At 52.7% G+C, this 5,415-nt stretch carries 4 protein-coding genes and 1 pseudogene; 2 read left to right on the top strand and 3 right to left on the bottom strand.

What is annotated here, in order from left to right; genetic code table 11:
* Together ACESLU_RS11080 and ACESLU_RS11075 are read left to right on the top strand one after the other, a co-directional pair.
* Positions 1–373 (top strand): annotated as a pseudogene (locus ACESLU_RS11080) (hypothetical protein); the annotation flags it as partial.
* A gap of 88 nt (positions 374–461) precedes the next feature.
* Positions 462–1,253: a purine-nucleoside phosphorylase gene (locus ACESLU_RS11075; RefSeq protein WP_372638711.1), complete on the top strand. Its 792-nt coding sequence runs from the start codon at positions 462–464 to the stop codon at positions 1,251–1,253.
* 174 nt (positions 1,254–1,427) lie between these two features.
* Here ACESLU_RS11075 and ACESLU_RS11070 read toward each other — a convergent pair whose 3' ends face one another.
* From ACESLU_RS11070 to eboE, 3 genes are all read right to left on the bottom strand, one after another.
* Positions 1,428–2,897 (bottom strand): hypothetical protein, encoded by a 1,470-nt coding sequence (locus ACESLU_RS11070; protein ID WP_372638710.1) that lies wholly within the window; start codon positions 2,895–2,897, stop codon positions 1,428–1,430.
* Between the two features lie 23 nt (positions 2,898–2,920).
* Complete coding sequence (locus tag ACESLU_RS11065; protein ID WP_372638709.1) at positions 2,921–4,309, bottom strand: alkaline phosphatase family protein; 1,389 nt, start codon at positions 4,307–4,309, stop codon at positions 2,921–2,923.
* Between the two features lie 253 nt (positions 4,310–4,562).
* Positions 4,563–5,415, bottom strand: an 853-nt coding sequence (eboE, locus tag ACESLU_RS11060) for a metabolite traffic protein EboE (protein WP_372638708.1), incomplete at its 5' end; no start/stop codon positions are given.

Genomic DNA, 5,415 nt, shown 5'->3' with positions numbered 1-5,415 from the left:
AGCCCAATTCGCTCATTTCCTGGATGCCAAAGCCAATATCCGCTTTCTGGAGGATGAGGGGAAGCCCTGCCCTGAAATTACGGTTAAAAAAATCGGCGGCCACACTAAACATTCCCAGCTTCTTCTGTTTGACGACGGGGAGCAAAAATATCTTATGGCCGGAGATGTATTAGCCAATCGCGGCGAGGTGAACAGGACGTTTGAGGCTAAATATGACTACGATGCCGAGCGTAGCATGGAGATACGGAAAGAACTGACACGCAAAGCATACGAGGAAGGCTTTACCATCATGGGATACCATGATAGTCATCATCCTCTCTTCAGGTTGACCGGTTATGATGAACAACAGGGGTACAAGATTGAACCTGTTTAAAAATAGCATCCATCGGACAGTACCATCCCCAGGCAGCTGACCTCTGTCACCGATTGGCGCATCACAGGATTAATCATATCAATACACTATGTCGGTCCCCGATTTTGCAGAAAGCATAGCGCGGTATTTAAGAACCAACAACATGCCCGCTCCTATCGAAGCGGCGGTTATCCTGGGATCCGGGCTGGGCGGGTTTGCGGATCACATCGAACACCCCCGGGTCCTCCCCTACGCCGGTATTCCCGGGATGCCTCAACCTTCGGTGGGGGGACACAAGGGCCAGCTTGTCGTCGGGACCGTCGGGGGGCGGACCGTAATGGCTTTCTCGGGCCGTTTCCACCACTACGAGGGGTTTTCCTTTGCACAGGCGGCGACGCCGGTTTACCTGGCCAAAAGGCTGGGGGCCCGGAAGCTGATTATTTCGAATGCCGCCGGTGCAATCAATACCTCTTTTTCCGTCGGCGACCTGATGGTCATCGAGGATGTCATCCGGGGCAATCTACTGATCTCTCCAGCCGGATACCCCCGTCACCCCTACCGGCATCACCGGTGGGTGGATACCGTGTGCTCGCTGGCTGCCGGTCTAAATCTGTCAACCCGGCAGGGGACGTATATCTATGCCAAGGGACCGAATTATGAGACCAAGGCCGAAATCCGTGCCTTTCGCCGGATGGGAGCCGACGCCGTCGGGATGTCCACCGCTCCGGAGCTCTTTGAGGCCGCCCGCCTGGAGCTGAAGTCTGTTGGGGTCTCGCTCATCAGTAATATGGCCTCGGGGGTGACCGGCAACAAGCTTAACCACGAGGAAGTCAAAGCTGTCGCCGAAAACCGGAAAGAGGATTTTGTCAGGCTGGTAAAAGCGCTTATCGAACAATTTTAGACAGGAGATGAATACGGATTTTCCGCGGGGACATCTTTGGTAAAAAGGGCGTTTCTTCTTTTTGGAAAAACCAGTGATTGTCCCCAACCCGTGGCACGAATTAGGTTGTATTTATATTTACAGGCTGGAATTTTTGGCCTTGCTGTGCTAAGTTTATAATTTGCTGGATTTCAATTACTTACGGTGGCTATATCGCTCCAGGTATTCGTCCAGCTTTAATTTTCTCCGGGCACTTTGACTGGTCATATAGCGTGTTTTCCCAAAAACGGGACGTTCCTGCCACGCCCGGTCAAACCGGCCAAAACACCAAAAAATGCCGGAGTAACTGTTGGGATCGCGTCCGTCTATTGCATATCGGTTGTTGAGTTCAATCAGGTAGGCCAGTGCAATTTCCGGATTGGGCGTCCACTGCATGACGTTCTTTCCCCAGAGCATGCGCAGGTAGTTGTGCATCACACCTTCTTCACGAAGTTGAGTCTGGGCCGCATTCCAGAGCTCATCGTGGGTCTGCGATTGCGCCAGCTCTTCCAATTCATAGATATAATCCCGCGGGTCGTCCCTGTGTTTTTCCAGCGTCTCCATCGCCCAGCCGGGCAGCGACTCATACTGGTCATAAGCCGGCTCATGGTGCGCAAAATGAAAGCCCACCTCACGCCAGGTGATCAGCTGATCCAAAAAATGATCAATGTTGTGGTTTCCGTTAAAAAAACCGCCGGTGGATCCGCTGTTAAAGGTAATGTTATCCAGATCCCAATTTTCGGGCTGATGATCCAGTACCGCTTTTACCACTTCATACTCCGATATTTTTCCGAAGTGCAGCCAGGGACTCAACCCGCTGGTGGCGTCCGCATCCGGATCGTTGCGTTTGTCACCGTAGTGTTTCAGATTGTTCCGGATAAAACGGTTGAGTTGTCCCACTGCCGCCTGGCGGGTTCCCTTTAGCTCAACCGGGGCAACATCATGATCAATATCCAGCATAGCTATAAAACCCGCCGGATTGGCTATGCAGTCCAGGCTTTTCTGCCTTATTTCCCTTTGCTCCCTGGTCCAGTCGAGGGGGGACCGATTTTTCAGATCATCCATCGGGTATTGTTTCGGAGGCGAGGTAAAACACTCCACAAAATGCCGCTGCATAATCTTTCGGAAAAAGTAGGCGTTATAAGGGGCCTTCTCCGTCAACCCAAGGGGAATAAGTCCGTTGGAATCGACGGTGATAAAAGCAATGTCCAGCTCTTCGGCCAATATGTTGTTGCGATCCCGAATAAAATACACGGGGTACTCATCGGTAACCAAACAGCAGGCTCCATCAAAAAGACCCTCTAATATCGCCCGGCTTTCTCCCTCCTCCTCTTCTACAACGGGGAGCCAGTTGATCTCTTTCTGCTCTGCGATATCTCGATGCTCTGCCATCCCTTCCAGGTAAAAGGCATGGATACGATCGGAAGCCCAGGGATAATCGCATGCCAATTCTTCATAAATGAGCAACATCTTATCCAGCTTATTAGCCCATGATACGGCATATTCAAGCGCATAATTGTACTCGAACCGATGACTGGTCTGCATCCAGTACAGCACGTAATCACCCCCCGGGTCGGGCCCGCGGCCATTTCGATCAAAAATACGGCTGGCGTTAATATTTTCCATAGGCTGCCTGGCTCATTCATTCCTCATTCTTCTGTTTCCTCCCCAAAAAGATGCCGCCATATCACTTCCCGGACATCGGTCGGCTGCAGGTAATATTCGGGGAGATGATGCTCCTGCCTGGTGGCCAGGAGCGGACTGCCCTGCGGGTCTGCAGAAATCCGGCCGTGCGATCCTTTGACCGCCCGGCCATTCGTGGGGATCAGATCCATTATATACCGGAAACCCAGTTTTTTCTGCAGCAGCCGCAGTCCCGCCTTGAGCCTGGGAAAGGTGATCTCCGGGTCCAGTATCATTTCGGCCGGATCGTAGCCGGGCTTGGCGTGGATATCCACCGTCGGGGCAAAGTCCGGGGCTTTATCATCGTCCAGCCAGTAGTAGTAGGTGAACCAGGCATCGGGACTGGCAACAGCCACCAGCTCCCCGGAACGCGGGTGGTCAAGGTGATATTTTTTCTTGCCTTCCTTCCCCAGGACCGTTTCGACCCCCGGCACCGCTTCCAGCATTTCCCTTACCGGTTCGATATCGGCCGGATCTTCGATATAGACATGGGCCACCTGGTGATCAGCCACCGCAAAAGCACCGCTGGCCCCGGCATCCAGCACTTCGCCCCCCCACTCCTCCCGTACGGTGATATACCCTTCTTTCCGCAGCACTCTGTTTAGCGAAACAGGCTGATTGACCGATGTGATGCCGTATTCCGATAATACAATCACCCCGGTATCCCGCTGCTCGTAATAGGTAATCAGGTCTTCGCATACCCGGTCAATTTCCCGGAGGTCATTTTGTATATTTTCGGTATCGGGTCCCACACGCTGCAGGCAATAATCCAGATGAGGCAAATAGACCAGCGTCAGGGTGGGATCGTATTCTTCGGTTATTATTTTAGCCGCATCGGCAATCCACCGGCTGGAATCGATGGTGGTATTGGGTCCCCAGAAATTAAAGAGCGGGAACTGGCCCAGTTCATCCTGCAGCTTGTCCCGCATCGACATCGGCTTTGCGTAGATATCAGGCACCTTCACCCCGTCTTTCCGGTACATGGGTCGCTCTACCGCCACATAATCCGCGCCCGAGTAGGTCGCATACCGCCAGAAAATATTGGCGCAGGTAAAGTCCGGATCCCGCCGGCGGGCGATATCCCAAACCGCCGGTTGTTGAATCAGCTTGCCGGAACGCATCCAAAAACGGATTTCGCCCGTATCCCGGAAATACCAGCCATTGCCCACTACTCCGTGCTCGTCGGGCATGGTCCCGGTCAGGTAGGTCGCCTGGACGGGACAGGTGACCGCCGGCAGCATCGACTTTACGGTGGCGGACTTGCCTTCGTCAACCCATCGCTGTAGAAAAGGGGTATGTTCGCCAATCAGATCCGGTGTTAAACCGACTACATTCAGTACTGCTGTTTTTTTCATGGTCATTATATATCAGTCTTTTGACGCATCCTGCGGTTCGATTTAAATAGTCCCAAACATGAGTTCAGGTAGTATCTCCATCCCCGCCCCCCCCACTCTGGTCAGGGAATCCCTTTACCTGAACAAAATACTTTTTGCCTGACGACCTGTTTGGCTGTATGAACGGTTTTTCAGCGGCCTCTATAAGACACTCTTTGGGTCAAACATGGATTCATGCCAAGCTCTTTTCCATCTGTCCGGTAAATACACTACGTTACCCTTCTTCAAGTTCATCGAGCACCCATCGAAATTCCCGTTCGATGGAGTCGGCAGAATCTTTTTTGAGCTTTTCCGGTAAGACCTCCCAGGTATAGGTTTCTATTTCAAAATGCCGGCACATCGTAGTGTTTTCTTTCAAAAAGTTCAGGCTTTTCCGTATATCCGACTGCGTGGAATTCAGTCCCCCGTAGGCGTCCACAAAAAGGGGCACATGATAGTGAATGCGCCACTCCCGGGCCCGCCCGTCAAAAATATGCGGCAGGGCCTGATCCAGATCGCGATACCGGGAAAGAGAGCCATCCCCCCGGCGCTCCACCACCTGGTGCAGGTAGGTAGATTCATCAAAATTTTGGAGCTGTTTTTTAATCTGTCGTCGTCCCTCGGCCGAGTCGGGAAGCACAACCTTCAGTGCGGCGCTAACCTGCACCTTTCCCACCTTGATACCCGCCTCCTGCATTTCACCGAGGACTTCCCCGGGATCTTCATATTCAACCGCAAAGTGACAGGTGTCATAACACAGGCGGATGTGCTCTTTCAGCATGGCTTTCGCTTCCGCGGGATCGACGCCGTGTTCCTCGGTTAAAAATGCGCTTCCCACGGGCAGCAGCCATTGACTAAAAAAATCGATCGTCTCCCGGCTGTTTTCCAGCAGGCAGTCGGGTTCCGGCTCTATATCAATATGAAGGAGCTTATCCTTGTCCTGCAGTATTTTGGCCAGGCCGTAGGCCACCCGGGCGAGATTTTTACTTCCCTTCCGGTAGGCCTGCTCTTTTAGCGATTCCTGTTGCAGCCAGTATTTATAGGAGACCGGGGAGGTGGAAATACCTCCATCCATTTCTTCGGGGACC

Origin of the sequence: Fodinibius sp. (assembly GCF_041642155.1) — a bacterium.
In the GTDB taxonomy this organism is placed as follows: Bacteria; Bacteroidota; Rhodothermia; order Balneolales; family Balneolaceae; genus Fodinibius.
The sequence above is the reverse complement of the archived record's forward strand: the minus strand, read 5'-3'. Positions and strand labels throughout refer to the sequence as shown.

Excerpts from the sequence above, each read along its gene's own strand:
- ACESLU_RS11075 (WP_372638711.1), top strand. The coding sequence starts at position 462 with ATGTCGGTCCCCGATTTTGCAGAAAGCATAGCGCGGTATTTAAGAACC.
- ACESLU_RS11070 (WP_372638710.1), bottom strand. The coding sequence starts at position 2,897 with ATGGAAAATATTAACGCCAGCCGTATTTTTGATCGAAATGGCCGCGGG.
- ACESLU_RS11065 (WP_372638709.1), bottom strand. The coding sequence starts at position 4,309 with ATGAAAAAAACAGCAGTACTGAATGTAGTCGGTTTAACACCGGATCTG.